26 protein-coding genes and 1 riboswitch are annotated in these 25,167 nt (G+C 71.4%); of the genes, 11 read left to right on the forward strand and 15 right to left on the reverse strand.

Going from position 1 to position 25,167, the window contains the following annotated elements:
- Window positions 1-37: 37 nt before the first annotated feature.
- From LX14_RS19590 to LX14_RS19605, 4 genes are all read right to left on the reverse strand, one after another.
- A complete protein-coding gene (locus tag LX14_RS19590) occupies window positions 38-652 on the reverse strand; it encodes a hypothetical protein (RefSeq protein ID WP_253649066.1) in 615 nt (204 codons plus the stop codon).
- 147 nt (window positions 653-799) lie between these two features.
- Window positions 800-997: a hypothetical protein gene (locus tag LX14_RS19595; protein WP_253649067.1), complete on the reverse strand. Its 198-nt coding sequence runs from the start codon at window positions 995-997 to the stop codon at window positions 800-802.
- Window positions 994-1,149 carry a hypothetical protein gene (locus tag LX14_RS19600; RefSeq protein WP_253649068.1) on the reverse strand — a complete coding sequence of 52 codons (156 nt, stop codon included), beginning with the start codon at window positions 1,147-1,149 and terminating at the stop codon, window positions 994-996. Before LX14_RS19600 ends, LX14_RS19595 begins: the two co-directional genes overlap by 4 nt.
- Complete coding sequence (locus LX14_RS19605) at window positions 1,146-1,418, reverse strand: helix-turn-helix domain-containing protein (RefSeq protein WP_253649069.1); 273 nt, start codon at window positions 1,416-1,418, stop codon at window positions 1,146-1,148. Before LX14_RS19605 ends, LX14_RS19600 begins: the two co-directional genes overlap by 4 nt.
- Before the next feature lie 218 nt (window positions 1,419-1,636).
- Between LX14_RS19605 and LX14_RS19610 the strand changes: the two genes are divergently transcribed.
- The 4 genes from LX14_RS19610 to LX14_RS19625 all read left to right on the forward strand — a co-directional run bounded on the left by LX14_RS19610 (window position 1,637) and on the right by LX14_RS19625 (window position 3,491).
- Window positions 1,637-2,293 carry a hypothetical protein gene (locus tag LX14_RS19610; protein WP_253649070.1) on the forward strand — a complete coding sequence of 219 codons (657 nt, stop codon included), beginning with the start codon at window positions 1,637-1,639 and terminating at the stop codon, window positions 2,291-2,293.
- Window positions 2,294-2,362: 69 nt separating this feature from the next.
- Window positions 2,363-2,776 carry a hypothetical protein gene (locus LX14_RS19615; protein ID WP_253649071.1) on the forward strand — a complete coding sequence of 138 codons (414 nt, stop codon included), beginning with the start codon at window positions 2,363-2,365 and terminating at the stop codon, window positions 2,774-2,776.
- Window positions 2,773-3,009 (forward strand): DUF3263 domain-containing protein, encoded by a 237-nt coding sequence (locus LX14_RS19620; protein ID WP_253649072.1) that lies wholly within the window; start codon window positions 2,773-2,775, stop codon window positions 3,007-3,009. The genes LX14_RS19615 and LX14_RS19620 overlap by 4 nt, the downstream gene beginning before the upstream one ends.
- Window positions 3,006-3,491: a hypothetical protein gene (locus tag LX14_RS19625; protein WP_253649073.1), complete on the forward strand. Its 486-nt coding sequence runs from the start codon at window positions 3,006-3,008 to the stop codon at window positions 3,489-3,491. Before LX14_RS19620 ends, LX14_RS19625 begins: the two co-directional genes overlap by 4 nt.
- Window positions 3,492-3,495: 4 nt before the next feature.
- Here the strand turns inward: LX14_RS19625 and LX14_RS19630 are convergent, their stop codons facing one another.
- From LX14_RS19630 to LX14_RS19640, 3 genes are read right to left on the reverse strand one after another with little or no spacing between them, the layout of a single operon-like run.
- Window positions 3,496-4,893 carry a recombinase family protein gene (locus tag LX14_RS19630; RefSeq protein ID WP_253649074.1) on the reverse strand — a complete coding sequence of 466 codons (1,398 nt, stop codon included), beginning with the start codon at window positions 4,891-4,893 and terminating at the stop codon, window positions 3,496-3,498.
- 1 nt (window position 4,894) lies between these two features.
- On the reverse strand, window positions 4,895-5,923 hold the full coding sequence (locus LX14_RS21030) for a C40 family peptidase (protein ID WP_253649075.1): 1,029 nt from the start codon (window positions 5,921-5,923) through the stop codon (window positions 4,895-4,897).
- The gene (locus LX14_RS19640) at window positions 5,920-6,372 is read right to left on the reverse strand and encodes a type VII secretion target (protein WP_253649076.1); all 453 of its coding nucleotides are present in this window, start codon (window positions 6,370-6,372) and stop codon (window positions 5,920-5,922) included. The genes LX14_RS21030 and LX14_RS19640 overlap by 4 nt, the downstream gene beginning before the upstream one ends.
- 182 nt (window positions 6,373-6,554) lie before the next feature.
- Here LX14_RS19640 and upp point away from each other — a divergent pair, with 182 nt between their 5' ends.
- Entirely contained in the window at window positions 6,555-7,178 is a 624-nt protein-coding gene (gene upp / locus LX14_RS19645) for a uracil phosphoribosyltransferase (protein WP_253649189.1), read from the forward strand.
- Window positions 7,175-7,657, forward strand: coding sequence for an NUDIX domain-containing protein (locus LX14_RS19650; RefSeq protein ID WP_253649077.1), 483 nt, complete (start codon window positions 7,175-7,177; stop codon window positions 7,655-7,657). Before upp ends, LX14_RS19650 begins: the two co-directional genes overlap by 4 nt.
- On the opposite strand, the gene LX14_RS19655 is transcribed toward LX14_RS19650, so the two are convergent.
- From LX14_RS19655 to LX14_RS19665, 3 genes are read right to left on the reverse strand one after another with little or no spacing between them, the layout of a single operon-like run.
- Window positions 7,654-8,478, reverse strand: coding sequence for an ABC transporter ATP-binding protein (locus tag LX14_RS19655; RefSeq protein ID WP_253649078.1), 825 nt, complete (start codon window positions 8,476-8,478; stop codon window positions 7,654-7,656). The two genes, LX14_RS19650 and LX14_RS19655, sit on opposite strands and share 4 nt — an antisense overlap.
- Complete coding sequence (locus LX14_RS19660; RefSeq protein WP_253649079.1) at window positions 8,475-10,172, reverse strand: phospho-sugar mutase; 1,698 nt, start codon at window positions 10,170-10,172, stop codon at window positions 8,475-8,477. The genes LX14_RS19655 and LX14_RS19660 overlap by 4 nt, the downstream gene beginning before the upstream one ends.
- Complete coding sequence (locus LX14_RS19665) at window positions 10,169-10,993, reverse strand: purine-nucleoside phosphorylase (RefSeq protein WP_253649080.1); 825 nt, start codon at window positions 10,991-10,993, stop codon at window positions 10,169-10,171. The genes LX14_RS19660 and LX14_RS19665 overlap by 4 nt, the downstream gene beginning before the upstream one ends.
- A gap of 80 nt (window positions 10,994-11,073) precedes the next feature.
- Here LX14_RS19665 and LX14_RS19670 point away from each other — a divergent pair, with 80 nt between their 5' ends.
- Window positions 11,074-11,760: an enoyl-CoA hydratase/isomerase family protein gene (locus tag LX14_RS19670; protein WP_253649081.1), complete on the forward strand. Its 687-nt coding sequence runs from the start codon at window positions 11,074-11,076 to the stop codon at window positions 11,758-11,760.
- A complete protein-coding gene (locus LX14_RS19675) occupies window positions 11,757-12,971 on the forward strand; it encodes an amidohydrolase (RefSeq protein ID WP_372505470.1) in 1,215 nt (404 codons plus the stop codon). The genes LX14_RS19670 and LX14_RS19675 overlap by 4 nt, the downstream gene beginning before the upstream one ends.
- Before the next feature lie 9 nt (window positions 12,972-12,980).
- Here the strand turns inward: LX14_RS19675 and LX14_RS19680 are convergent, their stop codons facing one another.
- Window positions 12,981-13,469 (reverse strand): gamma-glutamylcyclotransferase family protein, encoded by a 489-nt coding sequence (locus tag LX14_RS19680; protein ID WP_253649082.1) that lies wholly within the window; start codon window positions 13,467-13,469, stop codon window positions 12,981-12,983.
- A 141-nt stretch (window positions 13,470-13,610) separates the two neighbouring features.
- Between LX14_RS19680 and LX14_RS19685 the strand changes: the two genes are divergently transcribed.
- Window positions 13,611-15,050, forward strand: a complete 1,440-nt coding sequence (locus LX14_RS19685; RefSeq protein WP_253649083.1) for an NAD(P)H-quinone dehydrogenase — start codon at window positions 13,611-13,613, stop codon at window positions 15,048-15,050.
- Here LX14_RS19685 and LX14_RS19690 read toward each other — a convergent pair.
- Complete coding sequence (locus tag LX14_RS19690; protein WP_253649084.1) at window positions 15,025-16,221, reverse strand: aminotransferase-like domain-containing protein; 1,197 nt, start codon at window positions 16,219-16,221, stop codon at window positions 15,025-15,027. The genes LX14_RS19685 and LX14_RS19690 overlap by 26 nt on opposite strands.
- Window positions 16,222-16,455: 234 nt before the next feature.
- Here LX14_RS19690 and glpD point away from each other — a divergent pair, with 234 nt between their 5' ends.
- Window positions 16,456-18,213 carry a glycerol-3-phosphate dehydrogenase gene (glpD, locus tag LX14_RS19695; protein ID WP_253649085.1) on the forward strand — a complete coding sequence of 586 codons (1,758 nt, stop codon included), beginning with the start codon at window positions 16,456-16,458 and terminating at the stop codon, window positions 18,211-18,213.
- 43 nt (window positions 18,214-18,256) lie between these two features.
- On the opposite strand, the gene LX14_RS19700 is transcribed toward glpD, so the two are convergent.
- From LX14_RS19700 to LX14_RS19710, 3 genes are read right to left on the reverse strand one after another with little or no spacing between them, the layout of a single operon-like run.
- Window positions 18,257-19,168: an SDR family NAD(P)-dependent oxidoreductase gene (locus tag LX14_RS19700; protein ID WP_253649086.1), complete on the reverse strand. Its 912-nt coding sequence runs from the start codon at window positions 19,166-19,168 to the stop codon at window positions 18,257-18,259.
- Window positions 19,165-19,968, reverse strand: coding sequence for a DNA-formamidopyrimidine glycosylase family protein (locus LX14_RS19705; protein ID WP_253649087.1), 804 nt, complete (start codon window positions 19,966-19,968; stop codon window positions 19,165-19,167). Before LX14_RS19705 ends, LX14_RS19700 begins: the two co-directional genes overlap by 4 nt.
- A 1-nt stretch (window position 19,969) precedes the next feature.
- Window positions 19,970-24,652 (reverse strand): ATP-dependent helicase, encoded by a 4,683-nt coding sequence (locus LX14_RS19710; RefSeq protein WP_253649088.1) that lies wholly within the window; start codon window positions 24,650-24,652, stop codon window positions 19,970-19,972.
- 132 nt (window positions 24,653-24,784) lie between these two features.
- A riboswitch (cobalamin riboswitch) is annotated at window positions 24,785-24,855 on the forward strand.
- 67 nt (window positions 24,856-24,922) lie between these two features.
- Between LX14_RS19710 and LX14_RS19715 the strand changes: the two genes are divergently transcribed.
- Window positions 24,923-25,159: a CbtB domain-containing protein gene (locus LX14_RS19715; RefSeq protein ID WP_253649191.1), complete on the forward strand. Its 237-nt coding sequence runs from the start codon at window positions 24,923-24,925 to the stop codon at window positions 25,157-25,159.
- Window positions 25,160-25,167 lie beyond the last annotated feature (8 nt).

A 25,167-nucleotide genomic window follows, 5' to 3' on the forward strand; every position in this document is an offset into this window, starting at 1 on the left:
CGATCTCGGTGGTTGTGGTGGGTGATTGAGCGGTGGGTTAGCCGATGCGGTTGAGTGCGTCGTTGACCGCGTCGGCGGTGATGTCGACGGGTGCGTCTAGTTCCGCGATGCGACGCCACGCGTCGATGGCGTGGCTGGTGAACTCGACGAACGCGGCGGACCGGGCGGCGGACCAGGCGGCGGACCGGGCGGCGGACCGGGCAGCGGACCGGGCAGCGGACGCCTCCCATGCGAACGGCACCTCACCGATCGCCGACTGCCGATGCAGATCGGCGATCCGCTCGATCGCCACCCGACCGTCCGCATCGGCGTACTGCACGACACCCCACTCGGGGTTCGTCAACACCCCCGCGATCCACAGGGCGTGCACCGCGTCCGAAACGCCCGCCGTACCAACCGTGCGCCACCCCAGGTTCAGCACCAGCACCGAATTGTCCGGCGACAGGAACCCGTCTGCGTCGGCGAGGTAGTCGTTGCAGCCCTGCACCAGCGACGCCAGTGGGCGGGCGGAGCACTCGGGGTAGTCGGTGATCTGCGTGTCGCCGTTGATGTAGCTGACGACGTTCATCGCGCAGCCCTTCCCGCTGCCGGGTTGGTGTGACCCCTTCGCAAGACGCAGGGGGTGGGTGATGCGGTCCAGGTCGAGCGTCATGGCGTGTCCTTCGGTTGGGTCTCGATGTGGTGGTGGGTGATGGCCCGCCGCCCCGAACGGGGGACGAGGCGGCGGGCCGTGCCCGGGACACGGGTCTCGGGCGCTCCGCCCCGCGGGCGGCTTCCTCCATCCGCCCGCGGGGGAGAGTCAGGGGCCGAGACGGTCCGCGTGGTCGGCGACGGCAGTGAACGCGGCAGCGATCGCGCGCGCCTCGGCCGCGGTGAAGAGGTAGGTGGTGCGCGCCAGCGCGCGGGTGTTGAAGCGCACCCGGTGAGGGGCCGCAACGTCAGCGACCTCCAGCGAGTTCTGAATCGATTGCGCGGCGGCGAAGTCGAGGGTGTTCACGACACGTCACCGCGGGCGTTAACCGGCCGGACCCACACGCGACGCAGCAACGCGGCCTGCTTCTCGGTGAGGGGAGGCGCGGTCGCGGCCATCTCCCTCGCGATGCGCTGCACCTCGCGGCGGCGCTCGTCGTCGTTCCGGCAGATGGTCATGCGGGCACCTGTTCGGCGGTGGCCGTGGCATTCGGGTTCGCCAGAAGCGCTCGGTAGTCGACGATCTGCAACTGCGCGAGAAGCGCTGAGTAGAACTCAGCGCTGACGCGGCGCGAGTGCCCTGTCTCGATCTTCGTGATGTACGACCGGTCGACGCCCAGAGCGTCCGCCAACTCCGCCGTCTTGCGTCCCCGCGCTTCGCGGATGACGCGGCAGGCGAACCCCTGGATCTCGACAGCGGAGGCGCGCCCCGTTCGTGCTGTGGTCATGTTGTCAAAGATAGTCACAGCTAGTCACACACGTCAACAGGTGTGCCTAGGAACATCTAAAGGTATGGCTAGCTGTGCTTATGCGCGCAACGTTGGTGGTAGAAGCCACGAGTTACACGCGTGTAAGTGACTAGGCCGGACTAGATGTTCCTGGTGATGACTGACAAGCTTTCGACGTGACTAACGCGGAGGACAGCGACGAGCGGTGGCGGGAGCGAGTGGCGACCGCCGTCGTGCGTCGTCGCCTGGAGAAGGGCCTGAGCAAAGAGGCCGCGGCTACCGCGGCTGGCATCAGCTCGATCACGTGGAAGCGCGTGGAGGACGCTCTACCCGTCCGCGACATCAAGCTGCGCAGTGTCGAAGAGGCCCTCGGCTGGCAGCAAGGGACCGTCGAGCGAATCGGTGATGGACTCGCAGATGCGCGTGGCGAGAGCTTGGGCCACGACACCGCCTATCAGTGGCAGGAACGGCTACAAGAGGACGCGTACGACGACGCGATGTCAGACCATGCGGGCGAATCGTCTGACGTGATCCGTGCGCGTGTTGCCAGTTTGGTTGCGGCCACAGTCAAGGCAGCTGGACCTGCCGTCGCGGATGACGCGTTCGTCGACGCCGTCACAGCCCAGGTCCTGCGACACGAAAAGCTCTGGATCGGCAACCGGGTGTCGGACCTACCGTTCGACGCATGCCTTCAGGTTGCCGACTTCGTGCTGAAGTTCGAGTCCGAACCGCGCGATGATGCGGTCGCAGCCCCTGGCGACCGGCAGTCCGACTACGACCTCGCCAACCGAGTGGGACCCGGCAAGTCACAAGGCGCACAGCTGCGCGACGCCCAGGACGCGGACGCGGAAGGCCCACAGGACGACGGGTCCTGATCGAATTACAGTCATGTAATTGCTGGTCACGGGCATTTGGTGTCGGTGGGCACACCTACCGTCGGACCCATGTACCACCCATGGCGCGCGGCCCGCGACCGCGCACATCTCACCATCGCGTTCCGCGGCGACACCGACTGCCGGCGCGGGCGCATCGAGGGCGACACCATCGAGATCGCCGACCGCCAGTTGCAGGCGGAACGGCGCTGCACGCTGACCCACGAGCTGGTGCACGACGAGCGCCGTGTGTTCCCTCGCGATTCAGTGCTCCGTGCACGCGAGGAGGTGACGGTCGAGCGGATCGCGGCCCGCCGCCTGGTCGCGCTCGAGCAACTCGTCGACGTACTGCGGTGGACACGGGACACCGCGGAGGCCGCGGACGAGCTGTGGGTCGACATGCCCATGTTCCTCGCACTGGTGGCATCACTGAGCGACGACGAGCGGGCGTGGATCGACGAGCAGCTCGAGGGGGATGCAGCGTGACCGACGAGGACCGCCGCATTCTGGAGTTCGAGCGGCTGTGGTGGCGGACGCCGGGGGCCAAAGAAAACGCGATCCGAGAACAGTTCGGTTTGTCACCAACGCGGTATTACCAGCGTCTGAACCACCTTCTGTCGACCCACGAAGCATTACAGTTCGACCCAATACAGACAAACCGGCTGCGACGCATCCGCTCTGCACGCCAGGACGCATCAGACAGGACCTCAGTTCAGTGACACAGCCTGATCCCGCGAAGCGCAGCATCTTCGGCCAAGCCCGCGACAACGCGCGCGACAACACCCGTTCGATCAAGACCGTCATGAAGCGTCCCGGGTCTGGGGCGTTCCTTCTGACGGTCGTCTTCCTCCTCGCCACATTCGTCGTCGCAGTTCTCATCCCGATCAGCTACAACGGCGTGGACTGCGGGCCATGGATTGCCAACGACAACAGCTCTGCAGATGTAGTGGACGCCAACCAAAACCTTCGAGCCGCTCAAAACGATTTGGGTTATGCCCTCTCGTCCAGCTCGGATTACTTCCCGTCGTCGTCCCCGAACACCACATACGCAGCAGATGGATGCATCTCCGCACGGCACAACTACACCCCCGCAATCGCGGTGCTCGCCGTATTGACGGTCATCTGCTTCGCGATCGGAGTCCTGAAGCGGTATCAACCGCGTCGCGACGGGCCGTCCGACGCGGCTGCGGCAGGGCAGTAGGCCCTCACTGCACCCATTCGATCGACACGTCGTCGGGCTCGAAGACGCCGGGCCCGACTGCTTTCGTGGGGTTGATCGTGACGGTGGCGACTGCTCGGATGAGCGCGCGGCGGTCCACGAGCGGCATCACGGACCACTGTTCGCGCGCTTGCGGGCCCGCGACCGCGGCGACGATGGGGTGGCGGTGGCCGGCGGATGCGCGACGCTGCGCCGCAGCGATCTGCGGCAACAGTCGGGCCTCAACCCGGGCGAGCGCGGCCGCCGACAGCGACCCGTCCGCCGCCTGGTCGACGAAGGCGTCCAGGCGTTCGCGCAGCGATCGCGCCTCCGCGAGCGCTTCGGTAACCACCGGGTCGGTCGGTGCCACCGCGGCGGGATCGAGTGTCTCGAGGCGAGCGAGGACCACCTCGACGACGAGCTCGTCCACCCACTCCGACCGCCGAGACACACAGCTATGCGCCTCGCACATGTATCGCGGTGTGGGGCGCGACGGTGCGGCGGTGAACCGCATGACGGCACCACATACCCCGCAGCAGGCGATCCCCGTCAGCAGGTGTCGCGCGGTCGGGTCGTTGCACGTCGACCGGGCAGGGTCGGTAAGGATCGCGCGCAGCCGCTCGTGGTGCTCGATGCTGATCAGCGGCTCCCAGTTGCCATCACCCACCACCTGGCCCTGATGCTGGCGCTTCCCGGCGTACGACGGCGACAGCAGCATGACGCGCATCCGCTGCGGCACCCACGGCGCCGGGACGGGGGGCCCCGATCGGTGGGGCCGCGGGATACCGCGGGCGGTGAAGTCGCGGCTGATCGACCACAACGATTCGCCGTCGAACACCCGCCGGATCGCCTCGAGGACCAGTGGCGCGTACTGCGGGTGCGGCTCCCACGTGACGGTCCGGCCGGTGTCGGGGTCACGCTGCACGCGGTAGCCGAACGGAGGGCGTCCCGCAGGTCGGCCGGCGGCGGCGGCCGCCCGCTTCCCGCGGAGTACTCGAGTCCGGATCTGCTCTGCCTCCTTCTCCGCGAGGAGGGCGTCGAGTCCGGTTCCGAACCGGTCGTCGCCGTCGGCGAGGTCGTACAGGCGGCCGGAGTAGCACCAGTGGACGCCCCGCACGGTGCACAGGTCGCGCAGCTGCACGTAGGCGGCGAGGTCGCGCTGCGCGCGCGAGGCCTCCCAAGTGACGAGGACGTCGCCGGCGGTGAGTACCTCGGCGAGCCGTTGGTACGCGGGCCGGTCCTTCCCGGACCAACGCGACGCGCCGATGTCGTTGTCGCACAACACCTCGGCCACATCCCACCCGCGTTGTTCGCAGATGGCGCGGCACTCACGCTCCTGGTCGTCGGTGGAGGTGGACCGGCCGGACTGGTCGTTGGACACCCGGGTGTAGATGATCGCGCGCATGTCACGAGTGTAGGTACCCCTTCTGACAATTGTCTTCGATCATCTGGCCGTTGCCGACGATCATCGCCACGTGGCCGGACCACACAGCCAGGTCGCCCGGGAGCAGCTCGCCCCGGTCGACCCGGAAACCGGCCGTGTCCTGGTCCTGGGCGAGGCGGGGGAGCTCCACCCCGGCCTGGCGGTACGCGTACTGGGTCAGCGCACTGCAGTCGAGTCCCTGGCCCGGGGTGGTGCCGCCCCACGCGTACGGCACGCCGCGTTGCGAGAGTGCGGCGCGGACCGCGGTCGCGGCGCGTTCGTTCGGCGCGTAGGCCACCGACCCGTCGGGCAACGTGATGGGGACGCGCCCGCCGGGATGTGCGCCGTCGTGGGTTCCCGCCGGCGATGTCGTCGCGCCCGCCGTGCCGTGGTCACCCCCGCCGGGACGGTGCTCACCCACGGCCCGGCCTCTCGTGGGGTGCGCGCCGCCAGTCCGTGGCGAGGCGGCGGGACGGCGGAGTCGTCCCGGATCCGGTACGGCGGGGGTGCGGCGCCGCGCCATCGACTGGAGCCGTTGGGTCAGGGCGGTCAGCCTGGCCTGCGCCTGACCGATCACGGTGAGCGCCCGTTGAAGGTGTGCGACACCGATCGACACCAGTGCGGGCAGACCCGCGGGCGTGGTCGCGGCCGGACCGAGCGCGTCGGCCGCCGCGACGAACGAGTCGAGGACTGTCCGCAGGGACCGCGCGGCCTCGGCGACCACCCTGCCCGCCTCGTCGCCGATGTCGGCCACCGCGCGGACGTCGTCGGCCAGTCCACCCACGTGCCGGCGGTGCTCTCCCACGGTGCGCACCGCGGCGTCCGCGCCGCTGGAGTCCCAGATCGCCGGCACCGCGGAGGTCGCGCGGTCGAGGTCGGTGCCGGCGCGGTCCAATGCGTCCGCGGCGCACCGCAACTGTGCGATCGGACCGTCGGCCGGGAGGTGCCCGGTCCCCACGGCGTCGAGCAGGGCGCGCAGGGGCGCGGCCAGCGCGGCCACCGGGCCGATCACGCCGCGGCCCCGGCCGTGCGGAGCGCGTCCGCACCGGACCGGTCCTGCGCGGCATACGCCTGGCGGCTCGCGGCGGTCGCGGCGCCGATCTGCCGTATCGCGCCGGCGGCGTCGGCGACATCGCGGTGCTGCTCGACGGCGGCGGAGAGCAGGGCCGTGACGAACTGGGCCGCGACGAGTCCGAGAGCGACCGCCAGCGCGCCCACCGCCTCCTCACCGCCCGACGGCAGCGACGCCAGCGACTCGCCGACGGTGTCGAGCGCGCGGGCGAGGTGGTCGAGCGCGATCGTCTCGACCGAGACGCCCCCGGAGGCGGGTACCGCGGGCGCGACGGTCTCCGTGACCGGGGTGGGGGAGATGCGGTCGATCACTGAGGGCGACGGGCCGACGGCGGCGGGCGACGGGCCGACGGCGGCGGGCGCGTCGAGCGGGAGCGGGGTGCTGTCCATGTCCGTTGGACGCAGACCGCCCCCGCCGGGTTCCGTCGACCCGGTTCCGTCGACGCGCTCGGCGGCCCCGGAGCCGCCTAGGATCCCTTCGCATGGACGACCTCACTGACGCAGACCGTGAAACCGGGACTCCGGTGACCGGGAGTCCGTCGAGCGGGGGATCGACGCCCGGGGCCCCCGCGATCGACGTCACGGTGGTCGACCACCCCCTCGCCCATGCGCGGCTGACGACACTGCGGGACCGACGGACCGACAACGCCGCCTTCCGCGGCGCGCTCGCCGACCTCACACAGATGCTCGTCTACGAGGCGCTGACGGACGCGCCCGAGGCGGACGTCGACATCGAGACCCCGGTCACCGCGACCACCGGGTCGAGGTTGGCGTCCCCGCCGTTGCTGGTGCCGGTGTTGCGCGCCGGCCTCGGCATGGTGGAGCAGGCCCACGCGATGATCCCCGAGGCGAACGTCGGTTTCGTCGGCATCGCCCGCGACGAGGCCACCCACCAGCCGGTGCCCTACCTCGAGTCGCTGCCCGAGGACCTGTCCCGCACACCGGTCTTCGTGCTCGACCCGATGCTCGCGACCGGCGGCTCGATGGTCCACACGATCGGTTTGCTGGCAGGTCGTGGCGCCCGGGACGTCACCGCGGTGTGCGTGGTGGCCGCGCCCGAGGGCATCGCCGCGCTGGCGCAGTGTTCGCCGCCGGTACGACTGGTGACCGCGGCGGTGGACGACGGACTCAACGACGACGCCTACATCGTCCCCGGCCTCGGTGACGCGGGGGATCGGCAGTTCGGGCCGCGATGACCGACTCCGGCGACGTGTCCCCGGTGATGGGGGAAGGGACGTTCGGTGTGCGGGCGGCCGCGGTGGTGCGGTCGGGCGACGCCGTGCTGACGTGCGCGCACCGCACGCTGTCGCACGAGTTCCTCCCCGGCGGCCGTGTCCGGCTCGCCGAGAGCGCCTTCCACGCCTGTGAACGGGAACTGCTCGAGGAGATCGGGGTCCCGCTGCCCGTCGGGCCGATGCGTCTGATGGTCGAGAACTTCTTCGCGGCGGCGGGTCGGCGGGTGCACGAGTTGCTGTTCTGCTTCGACGTCGACGGGAGCGACCTCGACCTCGAGGACGCCCGGGGGTGGGAGGTCGACCACACGTTCCGCTGGCGGACCCGTGACGACCTGGGCGCGGGGAACTTCGAGCCACACCCCGTGGTGCCGTTCATGTTCGACACCGGACCGGTCGTGCGGACCCTGGTGCTGCGCGACGGTGAGCTCGTCAGCGCCTAACCGCCACGGACGTCGGCGGGGTCCCGCCGTGTGGTCGCCGACCACCGACCGTGGGTCCGGTCGAGCTGGACGGGGTGGTCGAAGCAGGCGCTGACCGTCGACGACGTCAGAGCGCGGTCGACGGGACCCTGTGCGACGCCGCGACCGTCGCGGAGGAGCAACGCATGGGACGTGCTGACAGGCAGGTCCTCGAGATGGTGGGTGACCATGATGCTCGCCAGATCCGGTACCTGGGAACGCAGTTCGTCGATGCCGATCAGCAGCTGCTCGCGGGCCGCGAGATCGAGACCGGTGGCCGGCTCGTCCATCAGCAGCAGCGATGGCCGCCCGATCAGGGCACGGGCGACCAGTGTGCGGCCGCGTTCGCCCTGACTCATGGTGGTCCAGCGCAGGTCCCGGCGCGCACCCATCCCGAGGATGTCGAGCAGTTCGTCGGCGTGGCGGTGTTCGGCGTCGTCGATGACACGCCGTCGGTCGAGTTCGGGGGTGTTGGTGAGTCCGGTGAGGACGACGTCGTGGGCGGTGAGGGGGAGGTCGAGTCGGTGGCGGGGATCGACGTGGCCGATGTGTGTGCGCAGTTCCCGCATGTCGACGCGACCGAGGCGAGCGCCGAGCACGTCGACGGTCCCGTGCGTCGGGTGACCGAACGCGCCGAGGATGTGCAGCAGGGTGGACTTGCCGGCGCCGTTGGGTCCGAGCAGTGCCCAGTGCTCCCCGGGCCGCACGCGGATGGTGATGTCCGAGAGCAGGTACCGGCCGCCCCGGACGACGTCGACACCGTCCGTGGCGACGACGGGGGTGGCCGCGTCGACCGGGCTCACGGCGCGGTCCCGGCGACGAGACTTCTCGCCGCTGATCGGAGACGATCCAGGAGAGCGTCCGCGCGCACGCGGGCGGCGGCCCGGTCGGGGTCGGGTGCCAGCGCGACCTCCAGGTACGCCTTCACCTTCGGCTCGGTGCCCGACGGCCGCACGATGATCCGCAGCCGGGTGTCGTCGTCCCCGGCGGAGATCGACACCGCGTCGGTACGCAGTCCGTCGTCGCGGGTGGCGAAGTCGTCGACCGTGGCGTGATGGTCCAGCAGGGTCTCGGGCGGTGTGGTCCGCAGACGGGTCATCGCCGCCGTGATGGACGACAGGTCCTCCGTGCGGTGGGCCACCTGGCCGGTGAGGTGGACGCCGTGGCGGTCGGTGAGGTCGTCGAGGGCGCCGGCGAGATCGGAACCGGCCAGGAGTCGTCGGTGGACGAGATCGGTGACGGCCACCGCGGTCGCGATGCCGTCCTTGTCCCGTACGGCGTCGGGGTCGACGCAGTGCCCGATGGCCTCCTCGTAGGCATAGAGCAGGCCCCCGCCCGCGCGGACCAGCCACTTGAAACCGGTCAGGGTGCGGGCGAAGCGTGCGCCCCGGTGGGCACACACCTTCTCAACCAGCGACCCGGAGACGATGGTCGACGCGACCAACGGGACGGCGGCGGCACCATGGGTGGAGGCCGGGTCGCGGTCGGCGTCGACACGGTCGGTCAGGAGGTGATCGGCCAGGAGGGCGCCGGTCTCGTCGCCGGTGAGCATGCGCCACCGTCCGTCGACGAGACAGCCCACCGCGCACCGGTCGGCGTCGGGGTCGAGTGCGATGGCCACGTCGGCGCCGCCGGCGCGGGCGAGGTCGAGCAGCATGTCGGCGGCGCCGGGCTCCTCCGGGTTCGGGAACGCGACGGTGGGGAAGTCGGGGTCGGGGTCGAATTGCTCGGCGACGACGGCGATGTCGGTCACCCCTGCAGTCCGCAGCGCCTGCACCGCGATCGCGCCGCCCACGCCGTGCATCGCGGTCAGGGCGACGCGCACCGGCCGTGGCCCGGTCCCGAACCGCTCGACGAGACGTGCGAGGTACGCCTCGACAGCCGCGGCCGCACGCGGGTCGGTGTCGGAGACCGGTGAGACCCGTTGGGCGACAGCGGGGTGGGGATCGCTCGTCATGAGGTGCTCGATCGCCGCGTCGGCGGGAGGGACGAGCTGCGCTCCCCGCGTCAGGTCGTCGCCGCCGAGGTAGACCTTGTACCCGTTGTCGGCGGGCGGGTTGTGCGACGCGGTGACCATGATCCCGGCCGCCGCATGCAGGGCACGGGTGGTGTGGGCGAGGACCGGCGTGGGCACGGTCCCGGTCAGCGCGACGACGTCGAATCCCCACTGCCGCATCACCTCGACGGCCTCCGCGGCGAACTCGGCCGAGCCGTGGCGGGCGTCGCACCCGACCACGACGGTCTCCGTCTCGCCGGGATGCTGCCGCAGCCAGGCGGCGAGTGCCCGCGTGGCACGGCGTACGACGAGCCGGTTCATCCCCGCGGGACCGGCGCGGACCGGTCCCCGCAGGCCGGCGGTGCCGAATCGCAGGGGCGCCGCGAAGCGCTCGGCGAGGGCGTGGTCGTCGAGATCGACGAGTTCCGCCCGCGCCGCCGGATCGGGATCAGCGGCGAGCCACGCGTACACCGAGTCGGCGAGCGTCTCGGCGCCGGTCACAGGGCGCCGATCACACGATCCAACAGACCGCCGAGTGCCGGTGCCGACGCCCGTCCCGCGTCGAGCACCTCGGCGTGATCCAGCGGCGCGCCGGTGATCCCGGCGGCGAGGTTGGTCACCAGCGAGATCCCCAGGACGTCGAGGCCGGCGGCGCGCGCGGCGATCGTCTCGTGCACCGTCGACATCCCGACGAGATCGGCACCGAGGGTCGCGAGCATGCGGATCTCGGCCGGGGTCTCGTAGTGGGGTCCCGGCAGACCGGCGTACACCCCGTCGGTCAGCGACGGCTCCACCGAGCGGGCCACCTCGCGCAGCCGGGGTGAGTAGGCGTCGACCATGTCGACGAAGTGGGCACCACGCAACGGTGAGCGTGCGGTGAGGTTGAGGTGGTCGGAGATCAGCACCGGCTCGCCGACCGCCATGCCGTCGCGGATTCCGCCCGCGGCGTTGGTGAGCACGATGGTGTGCACCCCGGCGGCGGCCGCGGTGCGGACACCGTGCACCACGTACTCCAGTGGATGGCCCTCGTAGGCGTGCGTCCGTCCGAGCAGCACGAGGACGCGTCGACCGCCGACCTCCGTCGACATCACCGTCCCGGCGTGCCCGGCCGCGCGCGGAGCCGTGAAGCCGGGGATGTCGGCCATCGGCATGCTCGCCCGCGCGGTCCCGATGCTCTCGGCGGCCGGTGACCACCCGGACCCGAGCACCACCGCCACGTCGTGCGCAGGGGAGCCGAGACGCTCCGCCAGCACCGCGGCCGCCTGTGCGGCAGCACCCTCCGGATCGAGGGCGGGGTCGACGACGGGACCGGGATCACTCATGGGCCGAGCCTAAAGCCGTTCGGTGTGCGCCGGGTCGACGGCACGACGGGCGACGCCCACCCCCGCGATAAGGTCGTGCGATGCCGTATCTGAACCGCTCCGGAGACCTCTGGGAGCTGTACCTGGGTACCGAGGGACACGACCTCGACCCCGACAACCCCGAGAACCGCTTCGCGTCGTCCTGGCTCACGGCGGTCGAGGACGCGCTCACCGAGGTCGAGTCACAGGCGACCGGCGCGCTGGTGATCACCGCCACGGGCAAGTTCTTCAGCAACGGCCTCGAGCTGGCGGAACTCGCCGATCCGTCGGGACTCGACGCCTACATCGACCGCGTACACGACGTCTACGCCCGCGTGCTGACGCTGCCGGTGGCCACGGTCGCCGCGATCAACGGCCACGCGTTCGGCGCCGGCGCCATGCTCGCGCTGTGTGCCGACCACCGCATCATGCGCACCGAGCGGGGGTTCTGGTCCCTGCCCGAGGTCGCACTGGGCATGCCGTTCCCCGACGGCATGGCCTCCCTGCTCGCCGAGCGACTGCCCGAGAGCACCCGCACCGAGGCGATGACCACCAGCCGTCGCTACGGCGGCGCCGACGCGGCCGCGGCGGGGATCGTCGAGGAGGCCGTCGCGATCGACGGACTGCTCGAGCGTGCCCGCGCGGTGGCGCAGGACCGCGTCGGCGTCGCCGGCGCGAACCTCGCCGGCGTGAAGCGGTCGATGCGCCGCGGCGTTCTCGCCGACCTGGCGCCGACCGCCTCCCGATGACCGGCGCCCCAGGAGGGTCCGGAACAGGAGGGTCCGGCACGGCAAGACCCGGCCCGGACGTCGCCGCGGTCTGGCTCGACGCGCACCGGGACACCATGATCGGTTGGCGCCGTGACCTGCACGCCCATCCCGAGCTGTCGCGGCAGGAGCAGCGCACCACCGACGTGGTGATGGCTCATCTGCAGTCGCTCGGCCTGTCGCCGCAGCGCCTGCCGCTCGGCACCGGCGTGGTCTGTGACCTCGGTCCGTCCGAGCCCCGGATCGCCCTGCGCGCCGACATGGATGCGCTCCCGATCGCCGAGCGCACCGGTCTGCCGTTCTCGTCGACGGTCGACGGGGTGTCCCACTCGTGCGGCCACGACGCGCACACCGCTGTCCTCATGGCCGTCGCGGGCGTGCTCGCCGAGGTCCGCGACCTCCCGGTCGGTGTGCGGCTGGTGTTCCAGGCGGCCGAGGAGGTCATGCCGGGTGGTGCCCTGGACGCGGTCGATGCCGGTGTGACTCAGGGCATCTCGCGGATCTTCGCGCTCCACTGCGATCCGAAGCTCGCCGTCGGTCACGTCGGTCTCCGTGAGGGTGCCATCACCTCCGCGGCCGATCACATCGAGGTGGTGCTCCACTCACCCGGCGGGCACACGTCGCGCCCCCACCTCACCGGCGACCTCGTCCACGCGATGGGCACCGTCATCACCGGCCTCCCCGCCGTGCTGTCCCGGCGTATCGACCCGCGCACCGGGACGGTCATGGTGTGGGGGGCGGCGCACGCGGGGAACGCCCCCAACGCCATCCCGCAGGAGGGCAGGCTGCGGGGGACCGTGCGCACCGGTGACCACGCCACCTGGGCCCTGCTGGAGCCGCTGGTGCACGACGCCGTCGAAGGATTGCTGCGACCGCTGGGTGTCGCCCACGAACTGCACTACCGCCGCGGTGTCCCGCCGGTCGTCAACGACCCCGTCGCCACCGAGATGATCCGCCGGGCCGCGGAGTCCGTGGCGCCCGGGACGGTGGCCGACACACCGCAGTCCGGCGGCGGCGAGGACTTCTCGTGGTATCTCGAGCACGTGCCGGGCGCGATGGCACGTCTGGGCGTGTGGGACGGCGTCGGCGACCCCGTCGACCTCCATCAGCCCAACTTCGACCTCGACGAACGCGCACTCGACGTCGGCGTCCGGACCCTCGTGGGGATCGTCCTGGGCGGCGCCGCGCTCTAGGCGGACGGCTCAGAGGTCGGGATCGGCCGCGCCCGGGCCGGGGCCCACGTTGCGGGCGTCGCGCACCCGAAGAGCGTGCACGTACTCCGCAGGCGCGCCGGCGATCTCGGCCGCCTCGGCCATGACGCCGAGGTACCGGGCGGAGGGGAGTCCGCCCTCGAACGCGTCGAGGACGTAGAGCCACGCGAGGACGGGTCCGCCGTCGGTGTCGACGCGGGCGCGGATCTTGCGGTGGATGCCGAGCTCGGAGCCCTCCCAGGAGTCGAGCAGCGACTCGTCCTCCTCGGTCACGTCGTAGAGGACGACGAAGACCTTCGCCTCCGGATTCGACCGGTCCTCGGTGACGGTCGCGAGAGCGCCCTCCCAGCCGATGTCGCCGCCGCCGAACGTCAGGCGCCAGCCCGTCAGCCATCCCGTGCCGGCCATCGGGGAGTGCGGCGCACGCTCGGACATCTGATCCGGGTGCATGTTCGACCCGTAGGCGGCGTAGATCGGCACGGCGTGAGCCTAGATGGTCGTCGGCGGTCGCGATACGGGGCGGTCGGCGGCGGGAGTCCGGATCGACTAGTTTCGATCACGACGGGGGCAACCCGGGGGCGTGCGAGGACGGAGTGGATCACAGGTGACGGTGAGGTACGCGTGACGAGGATCGTGATCATCGGAGGCGGCCCCGCCGGCTACGAGGCAGCCCTGGCAGGAGCGGCCTACGGGGCCGATGTCACCGTCGTCGACTCCGACGGTGTCGGCGGTGCGTGCGTCCTCTGGGACTGTGTCCCGTCGAAGACCTTCATCGCCTCGACCGGGATCCGCACCGAGGTGCGGCGCGCCGTGGACCTGGGGATCAACCTCCGCCACGACGACGCGTCGGTGTCGCTGCCGCAGATCCACCAGCGTGTCCGCGACCTGGCGTTCGCGCAGTCCGCCGACATCCGGTCACGGCTGGTCAGCGAGGGTGTCAGCATCGTCGCGGGCCGCGGTCGCCTCGCCGACGCGGAGACCGGACTGTCGACCCACAGCGTGATCGTGTCGCCGACCGACGCCCGGGGTCAGGTCATCGCCGACGCCCCGGAGGAGACCCTGCTCGCGGACGTGGTCCTCATCGCCACCGGCGCGTCGCCCCGGGTGCTGCCCTCGGCGCAGCCCGACGGCGAACGCATCCTCACCTGGCGGCAGCTCTACGACCTCGACGACCTGCCCGAGCATCTCGTGGTGATCGGGTCGGGTGTCACCGGCGCGGAGTTCGTCCACGCCTACACCGAGCTCGGTGTGCAGGTGACGTTGGTGTCCAGCCGCGACCGCGTGTTGCCCGGGGAGGACGAGGACGCCGCCCTGGTCCTCGAGGAGGTGCTCGCGGAACGCGGCGTCGAGCTGGTCAAGCACGCCCGCGCGGACGCCGTGAAGCGCGTCTCGGGCCCCGACGGCGAGGGCATCGAGGTGCATCTGTCCGACGGCCGTGTGGTCACCGGTTCGCACGCACTCATGACTGTGGGGTCGGTGCCGAACACGTCGCACCTGGATCTGGACAAGGTCGGCATCGAGTTGTCGCCGGGCGGCTACATCTCCGTCGACCGCGTCTCCCGCACGTCGGCGCCGGGCGTCTACGCAGCCGGCGACTGCACCGGACTGCTGCCGCTGGCCTCGGTCGCGGCCATGCAGGGTCGCATCGCGATGTACCACTCGCTCGGTGAGGGTGTCGCGCCGATCAAGTTGAAGACGGTCGCCTCGGCCATCTTCACGCGGCCCGAGATCGCGACCGTCGGTGTCAGCCAGCAGGCCATCGACGACGGCGAGTACCCGGCGCGCACGGTCATGCTGCCGTTGGCGACCAACCCGCGCGCCAAGATGAGCGGGTTGCGACGCGGCTTCGTGAAGATCTTCTGCCGTCCCGCCACCGGCGTGGTCATCGGCGGTGTGGTCGTCGCGCCCAACGCCTCCGAGCTGATCCTGCCGATCGCGCTGGCCGTGCAGAACAAGCTGCCGGTGAACGATCTCGCGCAGACCTTCTCGGTCTACCCGTCACTCACCGGGTCGGTCACCGAGGCCGCCCGTCAGCTCATCCGGCACGACGACCTCGACTGATCGCAACCGCCCGGCCCAACCGTGACGCGGCGATCCGCAGGTCGTCGGGGCGCAGCGTCGCGTAGCTGACACGCAGGCAGTCCGACAGGTCGCGCTCGACGGCGAACGCCGGTCCGGGGACGAAGGCGACGCCCTCCCGCGCCGCGACGGTCAGGCAGGCGGTCGCGTCCAGACCGGGCACGCGAACCCAGCTGAACATCCCGCCGTCGGGGCGTGTGATCTCGGCATCGTCGGGCAGTTCGGTCCGCAGTGCGCCGACAAGGGCCTCGGCGCGGTCACCGTATGCGCGGCACAGCCCGTCGACGTGGGCGTCGAGCCATGCGGTGTCGTCGAGCAGCGCGGCGGTCACGGACTGGGTCAGCGAGGACCCGCACAGGTCGGCGGACTGTCGCACCCGTTCCACCGTCGCGACCACCTCCGGGGGCGCGAGCAACCAGCCGACACGCAGGGCCGGGGCGAGGATCTTCGACGCCGAGCCGAGAGAGATGACGCGGCCGCCGTGTCGCCGGATCGGGCCGGGATCGGTACCGCGGAAGCGGAGACGGCCGTAGGGGTTGTCGTCGACGACCCAGAAGCCGTAGGTGTCGGCGAGCCGGGCCAGATGCGATCGCCGGTCGTCGTCGGCGGTGACGCCGCCGGGGTTGTGGAAGGTCGCCACCGTGTGGACGACCCGCGGGCGCAGACCGTCGCGACACCACCGCTCGAGCAGTTCGGTGTCGATGCCGCCCGGGGTCAGGGGGAGGCCTCGGATGTCGGCGCGGACGGCCTCGAAGGCCTGTCGGGCACCGACGTAGACGGGATCGTCGACGACGACCACGTCGCCGGGATCGACGAGAGCGGTGGCCAGCAACGACAGGGCCTGCTGCGACCCGTGCGTGACCAGCACGTCGTCCGGCGCGACGCCCTCGTAGGCGGCCACCGCGGTCCGGGCGCCCACCGTCCCCGCGCTCAGCGTGTACTGCAACGTCTCGGGATCGCCGAGCGCGGCGGCGACCTCCCGCGCTATCCGCTCGGCGGGGATGAGTTCGGTGGCGGGGAGCCCGCCGGCGAGGCCGAGGATGTCCGGGCGAGCGGTGACGGCGAGGAGATCGCGGATCGCCGAACTGCGGATGGACCGCGCGGCAGCCGAGGGGACCGGGGTGAGGGGGACGGTGGACGAGGTGTGGGGCATGAGGACTCCCGAGGTGTCGGTGCGGTGATGCTGGTGGTCACCGAGGACAGCGGGGGTCGCCCGTGGGATGGAGCCTAACCGCCGTTCCCACCCAACGAAACTGCGGTCCCATCAAATAGGACAACGTCGTGACCCACTCGGAGCGCCGGGCAGCGCGAGTGTGGCCGTCGGCCGGCTACCGGCGGGTAACATCGGGTGCCTGACCCACCGTCTCGTGTGAGGATCCCCGCGATCATGACCGACCTCCCCTCCACCGCCTCCGCAGCCGGGGACCGCCCCGCCGATCTGACTCCCGGCCAGCGCGACGATGCGTGGCGGCGCCTCACGGAGGAGAAGTTCGACGTCGTCGTCGTGGGCGCGGGGGTCGTCGGGGCGGGCGCAGCGCTCGACGCCGCCACCCGCGGTCTGCGCGTCGCGCTGGTGGAGGCCCGCGACATCGCGTCGGGCACGTCGAGTCGGTCGTCGAAGATGTTCCACGGCGGCCTGCGCTACCTCGAACAGCTGGAGTTCGGGCTCGTCCGCGAGGCCCTGCACGAACGTGAGCTGTCGCTGCGGACGCTCGCGCCCCATCTCGTCAAGCCGCTGCCGTTCCTGTACCCCCTGACCCATCGCGTGTGGGAACGCCCCTACGTCGCCGCCGGACTCTTCCTCTACGACACCCTCGGCGGTGCACGCAGCCTGCCCGGGCAGCACCACGTCACACGCTCAGGTGCGCTGCGCGTGGCACCGGCGTTGAAGCGGTCGGCACTGACCGGGGGCATCCGCTACTACGACACCGTGGTCGACGACGCCCGCCACAGCCTCACGGTCGCCCGCACGGCGGCGAACTACGGTGCAGTGGTACGACTCTCGACGCAGGTCGTCTCGTTCCTGCGCGAGGCCGACCGGGTGAGCGGCGTCCGCGTCCGGGACACCGAGAACGGTGCCGAGACCGAGATCCGCGCGCACTGCGTGATCAACGCGGCCGGCGTGTGGACCGACGAGGTGCAGGCGCTGTCCAAGGAGCGCGGGCGGTTCCGTGTCCGCGCGTCGAAGGGCGTGCACATCGTGGTTCCCCGCGACCGCATCGTCAGCGAGACGGCGATCATCCTGCGCACTCCGAGTTCCGTCCTCTTCGTCATCCCGTGGGAGACCCACTGGATCATCGGCACCACCGACACCGACTGGAACCTCGACCTCGCGCATCCCGCGGCGACCCGCGCCGACATCGACTACATCCTCGAGCGGGTCAACGATGTCCTGAAGACCCCGCTCACCCACGACGACATCGAGGGCGTCTACGCCGGGTTGCGGCCGCTGCTGGCTGGGGAGAGCGACGAGACGTCGAAGCTGTCGCGCGAGCACGCCGTGGCGTCCCCGTCCCCGGGTCTGGTGTCCATCGCCGGCGGGAAGTACACGACGTACCGCGTCATGGCTGCGGACGCCGTCGACGCCTGTGCCGACTTCATCCCCACCCGCGTGGCCGACTCCATCACCGAACGGGTCCCGCTGATCGGCGCGGAGGGCTACTTCGCGCTGGTCAACCAGTGCGATCACCTCGGCGCCCGCTACGGGCTGCACCCGTACCGACTCCGGCGGCTGCTGAACCGCTACGGATCCCTCATCGACGAGGTGCTCGCCCCCGTCGGCGACGACCCCGGTCTGCTGCAGCCGCTGTCGGCGGCACCGCAATACCTCCGCGTCGAGATCGATTACGCGGCCCGGTGCGAGGGTGCGCTGCACCTCGAGGACCTGCTCGCCCGCAGGACCCGCATCTCGATCGAATACGCCCATCGCGGCGTCGACTGCGCGCGCGAGGTCGCCGAGATCGTCGCGCCCATCCTCGGATGGTCCACCGCGACGGTCGATTTCGAGGTCGAGACCTACCGTCGCCGCGTCGAGGCCGAGGTCGAGTCGCAGCGCCACTCCGACGACGCCTCCGCCGACGCCCTGCGCGCGGCGGCGCCGGAATCCCGCCCGGAGATCCTGGAGCCCGTGCCCGTCCCCGAGTGAGCGGCGCCCGTCACCCGGCGACCGGAGCGAGGGGACCGGTGCGTCAGAGGGGCCAGTGGGTGCCGGTGCGGCGTTCGGCGACGTCCCAGAGTGCTGCGGCGAGGTCATGGTTCGACGCCTCGGCGGTCCGGCCCGCGAGCGCCGGCGCGCCCTTCAGACCGAACCGGCCCTCGACGCCGACGAAGCTGCCCGACGGCAGCGGCTCGGTGAGCGCGTACAGGGTCGGTGCGGCGCCCGCGTCGATGTCGTTGGCGAAGAACTTCCCGACGGTGGACACCACCGTGTGCGCGACCTTCGCGATCGGCCCGTCTCCGACGGACGACAGGTTCGACCGCACCCACCCCGGGTGGGTGATCGTCACCGAGACCGGCGACCCGGCCTCCCGCAGGCGCCGGTCGAGCTCGAGACCCCACAGCATGTCGGCCAACTTGGACTGTGCGTAGGCACGCTGGGCGTTCCATCCGCTGCGCAGGTCGAGGTCGTCGAGACGCAGCGAGGTCATGCGGTGCGCGTCGGACCCCACGATGACGACCGCCTGGGTGATCCGGTCCGCGAGGAGGTTGGTCAGGGCGAACGGTCCGAGGAAGTTGGTCCCGATGGTCGCCTCGAAACCGTCCACGGTGTCCCGCCGCGAGACCAGCACCACCCCGGCGTTGTTGACGAGCACGTCGACGGGTTCGGTGACGCGGTCGGCGAAGGCGCGCACCGACGACAGGTCCGCGAGATCGAGCCGGGACACCTCCGTCGAGCCGCCGATCTCGCGGGCACGCTGTGCGCCGCGGTCGGTGTCGCGCACCGCGAGGATCACGTGCGCACCCGCGCGGGCGAGGGCGCGTGCGGTCGCGAACCCGACGCCGTTCGTGGCTCCGGTGACGATGATCCGCTGACCCGTGCGGTCGCCGAGGCGTTCCGGGCTCCAGCGCTGGGCGGGGTGTGCGGGGGACGCAGCAGTCATGGGCTCGAGGGTAACGACAGCCCGGCGGGCGCGGGCTGACAGCGCGGACAGTGGTACAGGACCCGCTCCTCTGTCGTGTCGGGGGTACCCATGAACCCGCGCTCGATCGCGGTGCCGCAGCGCATGCACGGCCGACCGCCGCGCCCGTACACCCAGTACCTGCGCGCACGGGTCTGACCGGTGGTGGTGCGGACACGCGCCCGGTTGGCCAGGAGCAGCCGGCGGCAGAGGTCGACCATGGCGGGCAGGTCGACGTCCCCGGCGGGGGTGTGCGGGTGCACGCCGCGCAGGAAGCAGACCTCGCACCGGTAGACGTTGCCCACCCCGGCCATCAGGTGCTGGTCGAGCAGGGCGAGTCCGATCGGCCGGGCGGGGTCCCGTCCGAGGTTCGCGACAGCGGTCTGCGCATCCCAGGTCGGGCCGAGCAGGTCCGGTCCGAGGTACGCCAGCGCCTCGTCGGGGTGCCGCAGCATCTCGCAGACGCCGAGGTCGAACCCGACGGCCTCGTGCGTGGCGGTGCGCAACACCAGGCGGGCGGTGAACGCGGGCTTCGTCCAGCGGGTGCCGATGGGATGGACCCGCCACACACCCTCCATCTTCATGTGCGAGTGGATCGCCCAGTCGTCACCGACGTCGACGACGACGTGTTTGCCGATCGACCGCGACGCGAGGACGGTGCGTCCGGCGAGGTCGACGGTCGCGTACCGGGGGACGCGGAACTGGCTGGAGGTCAGCGTGTTCCCGGTGAAGGCGCGGCCGATCGCCGTCGCCGCCTGGTACGCGGTGTCACCTTCGGGCACGTCAGCGGGCCATGTGCCGCATACGGATCCCGCGCGGCGTCGCGGTGAAACCGGCCTCGGTGAACACCGTGGCGACGGGGGTGTTGAGGACCCCGTCCCCGTCGACCTTCTCGATCTGCAGGCGTTCGACGCGACCACCGGTCACCGCGGCCGCCAGCGCCGTCGCCGCGGCCGGGAGGTCGTCGTCGCCGAAGGTGAGGATCGTCTTGCCGCCGCGTTCGACGAAGAGCGCAAGTCTGCCGTCCACCAACACCACCAGGGCGCCCGGCTTGCGTCCGGGCCGGTGTCCCTCGGTCTCCGGCCAGGGCAGCGTCGCGCCGTAGGGGTTCGCGGGATCGCACGACGCGAGCACCACACCGCGCGCATCCGGGTCCGACGACGGGCCGTCCGTGACGTCACCGGCGTGTTCCCGCAGCGCGTCGACGGTGGACACCGCGGCGAACTGCGCGCCGCCGAGACCGTCGACGAAGTAGCCGCGGCGCACCTTGCCGCTGTCCTCGAATCCCGACAGCCCGCGGTAGATCCGGGCGAAGCCCCCCTCGATCTCCTCGCTCATCACGGCACCCTTGGTGACGACACCGTGGCGTTCCAGCAGCTGTTCGCAGAGGCCGTGGGTCTGCACGGTGGGGTCGGTGACACGCGCGTCGAAGGCGAACCAGCGGCCGGTCACCGTGGGTGGTGCGGCGCGGGTGACGGCCTGGTTCTCGGCGAGATACCGCGTCGACAGTCGGTGCGCCCGCAGGCGGGGTGGCCGCGCACGTTGCCGGTGTGCGGGTGTCCCACGCGGGCCGCCCGTGCGGCGGCCGATGAGAGCCCGGACGGGGGCGAAGGAGTCGTTGCCGACCCGTCCTGTCCACACCAGGTCCCACAGTGCGCGTTCGAGGTCCTCGTCGGACGGTCGGGGGCTGCCGTCGACCGGTTCCTGCGGTGCGGCGGTCAGCTGACGGAACTGATACGCACCGCCCGCCGCGAGACGGTCGAGGATGCCCTCGTGGACCGCCGTGGCGTCGAGGGCGCCGGGCTCCCCGACGGTCAGCGGTGCGAGATCGGCCGGGTGCAGGGCGATCCATCCGTCGGACGCGCCGAGGGCCCCGTGCCCCGACCACACCACCTCCCCGGACGCGACGAGTTCGTCGAGCATGGCCGGTCGGTAGTCCACCACGCGGGACGGCAGCACGATCGACTCCCAGGACGACGCGGGCATCGGCACCCCCGCCAACTGGTCCACGACAGCTGCGACGCCGTCGACACCGCGCAGCCGCGACCGGTCCGTGCCGGTCACGTGCTGCCAGTCGAGCAGGAACCGCGTGAACGACTCCGTGGGCACCGGGGCGATCTCCGCACGGCTCGCCGCGAGCGACGCTCGACGGATCTGGGAGAGCACCTCGCTGTTGCACCACTGGCGTGTGTCGGCTCCGGCGGTCGGGAGGTCGGTGCGGAAGTCGCCCTCGACCACGCGGCGCTCGGCGGCGAGACGGGCGAGGGTGTCCCGCACCACCGCGGGTGCCAGGCCGAGCGACTCGGTGACCTGCTGCGCCGTGAACGGGCCGTGCGTGCGGGCGAATCGACCGACCAGGTCGCCGACGGGGTCGTCGACGGGCTCGGTGAACGCGGCCGGTACACCCAGCGGCGCGGGGATCCCCAGGGCGTCGCGGAGGCGGGAGGTGTCCTCGACGCCGGCCCACAGCACCCGGCCGCCGTGGTTGACGGTGATGATCCGGCCCGTCACGTGCAGGTGTTCGAGCAGCGGTCGGACGGCGGCCGCGGAACTGCCGTCGCCGGCGGGGTCGGGATCGCGGACCTCGAAGCGGTCGGCGACCTCGGCGTCGGTGAGGGGCCCGAGCCACCGCAGCAGGTCCGCGATGCCCTCGGCGTCGTGCGCGCGGCGGTCGGGGTGGGTGCGTTGCAGTCGCGCCTCGACGTCGGTGATGACCGCCGGGTCCAGCAACTCCCGCAGGTCGATCCGACCGAGGAGTTGCGACAGCAGGGCGGTGTCGAGAGACAATGCCGCAGCGCGCCGTTCGGCGAGCGGGGCGTCGTCCTCGTACATGAACGCGCCTACGTACCCGAACAGCATCGAGGCGGCGAACGGTGACGGGCTGTCGGTGCCGACCTCGACGACGCGGACCTTGCGGCTCGAGATGGAGCGGAGCAGGTCGATGAGGGCGGGGAGGTCGTAGACGTCCTGCAGGCACTCCCGCAGCGTCTCGAGGATGATCGGGAACTGCGGGTGTCGGGACGCGACCTGCAGCAGCTGGGCGCTGCGCTGACGCTGCTGCCACAGCGGTGCCCGCTTGCCCGGGTTCCGCCGGGGCAGCAGCAGCGCGCGCGCCGCGCACTCGCGGAACCGGCTGGCGAACAACGCCGATCCGCCGAGCTCGTCGGTGACGATGTCCTCGATCTCGTCGGCGTCGAGCGTGACGATCGACGCGCCGGGCGGCTCGTCGTCGGTGTCGGGCAGACGGATGATGATGCCGTCGTCGGAGGCGGTGACCGCCCCGTCGACACCGACGCGATCACGCAGACGCGCGCCGATCGCCGACGCCCACGGCGCGTGGACGCGCAGGCCGTAGGGGGAGTGCAGCACCAGACGCCAGTCGCCGAGCTCGTCGCGGAACCGTTCGAGCACCAGGGTCCGGTCTGTGGGGAGGTGTCCGGTCGCGTCGCGCTGCTCGGCGATCAGCGAGACCAGGTTGTCGCGGGCGAAGGCGGTGAGGCCGAGGTGTTCGGTGGACGCGGCAAGGGTGACGGTGTCGCCGCGGGTGATCGCGTCGCCGACCTCACCGATGAACGCCCCGATGGCCTGTCCGAGTTCGCTGGGACGCCCGATGGCGTCACCGATCCAGAACGGCAGCCGTCCCGGTATGCCCGCAGCGGGGGAGACCAGCACACGGTCGTGGGTGATGTCCTCGATGCGCCAGCTCGACGCACCGAGGGCGAACACGTCGCCGACGCGGGACTCGTAGACCATCTCCTCGTCGAGTTCGCCGACGCGCGTGCCCTTCTCGCCGACCATGAACACGCTGAACATGCCGCGGTCCGGGATGGAGCCACCGGAGGTGACGGCGAGACGCTGTGCGCCGGGACGGCCGACGATCGTGCCGGCATCCCGGTCCCAGACGACGCGGGGGCGCAGTTCGGCGAACTCGTCGGAGGGATAGCGCCCGGAGAGCAGGTCGAGGGTCGCCTCGTACACCGACCACGGCAGGGTCGCATACGGCGCGGCGCGGCGGACCGTCTCGAACCACTGGCCGACGTCGAGGTCGTCGACGGCGCTCGCGGCGACGGTGTGCTGCGCCAGGATGTCGAGCGGGTTGGTGGGGACCGCGATCTCCTCGATGAGACCGTCGCGCATCCGGCGCACGGCGACCGTCGCGTGGATCAGGTCCGCGCGGTGCTTGGGGAACACCACGCCCCGGCTGATCTCGCCGACCTGGTGGCCCGCGCGGCCGATGCGCTGCAGACCGCCCGCGACCGACGGCGGTGTCTCGACCTGGACGACGAGATCGACGGCGCCCATGTCGATCCCGAGCTCCAGTGAGCTCGTGGCCACCACACATCGCAGGCGGCCGGCCTTGAGGTCGTCCTCGATGAGGGCCCGCTGCTCCTTGCTCACCGATCCGTGGTGGGCGCGGGCGAGGACGGGCGGTGCGCCCTGACTCGCGCCGCCGCCCATGACGTAGGCGGGTGCTCCCCCGGGGACGGCGTCGTTTCCTGCTGTGCCCGATCCTTCTGCGTCGAGGTCGACCCCGGAGCGCTCGGCGTGGATCTCGTTGAGTCGCGCGGTGAGTCGCTCGGCGAGGCGGCGCGAGTTGGTGAACACGATCGTCGACCGGTTCTTCTCGACGAGGTCGACGATGCCGTTCTCGACGAAGGGCCACAGTGAGCCCGCGGTGGGGGTCAGCTCGTCGTCGAGTTCGTCGACGTCGGGCGGCGGGGGGATGTTGGCCATGTCGGGCACGGGGACGTCGACGGTCAGGTCGAAGGTCTTGTCGGCGGGAGGGTTGACCACCGTGCACGGCGCCGACCCGGCCAGGAACTGGGCCACACGTTCGGGCGGACGCACCGTCGCCGAGAGGCCGATGCGCTGGGCCGGCCGCTCGAGCAGGGCGTCGAGGCGTTCCAGCGATAGCGCGAGATGGGTACCCCGCTTCGTGGCGGCGACAGCGTGGACCTCGTCGACGATGACCGTGTGGACGTCGCGCAGGGTCTCGCGCGCCGACGACGTCAACATGAGGAACAGCGACTCGGGTGTCGTGATGAGGATGTCCGGCGGCGTCCGCAGCAATTGCCGACGCTGGTTGGCCGGGGTGTCACCCGAGCGCACGCCGACGGTGATGTCGGGTGCGGGGACACCGAGCGCCGCGGCCGAGCGCTGCAGACCCGCGAGCGGCGCGCGCAGGTTGCGTTCGACGTCGACCGCGAGCGCCTTGAGAGGAGAGATGTAGAGGACCGAGGTGGTGTGCCCGTCGTGCGGTTCGCGGGCCAGCCGGTCAAGCGCCCAGAGGAACGCCGAGAGCGTCTTGCCCGACCCGGTCGGCGCGACGACGAGGGTGTTCTGACCGTCGGCGATGGACGTCCAGGCGCCCAGCTGCGCGGCGGTGGGTGCACGGAACGCCCCGGTGAACCACTCGCGGGTCGGCGCGCTGAAACGATTCAGCACGTCGAGGGTGGTCGAGCTCATCGGACCATCATCCACGCCGGGTCCGACATCCTTCGACGACGACGGCCGTTCACTCCCGCTGTCACGGTGGCGGCGGGGTCTGTTGCCCGCGTCGAATCCGACATCTAGAGTCCCCCACAGCCGAGGCGGCTGGGGAATCCGGTGGGAATCCGGGACGGTCGCGCCACTGTGAGGCCCGCAGACGTGGGTCGAGTCAGGTTGCCACCGCCGCGGTATCCCATCCGCATCACGTGGGACGCGTCATCCCACGAGAGGAGATCTCCCATGACCATGTCATCCATGGCGACCGCATCACCGGCACGGCGTGCCGGCGCACTCGCCCTCGACACCCCCGACGTCACCCTGATGGAGACGGCGCTCTGGCTCACCGCCACCACGGCGGTCGCCGCGCTGGCCTACTACTTCCTCGGGTACGACCAGGGCGCGGTGTCGGTGTTCGGCGCCGACACCCACGTGCACGAGTTCGTGCACGACGCCCGTCACTTCCTCGGCTTCCCCTGCCACTGAGCGGGGCA

Origin of the sequence: Williamsia deligens (assembly GCF_024171765.1) — a bacterium.
Classification (GTDB): Bacteria; Actinomycetota; Actinomycetes; order Mycobacteriales; family Mycobacteriaceae; genus Williamsia_A; species Williamsia_A deligens.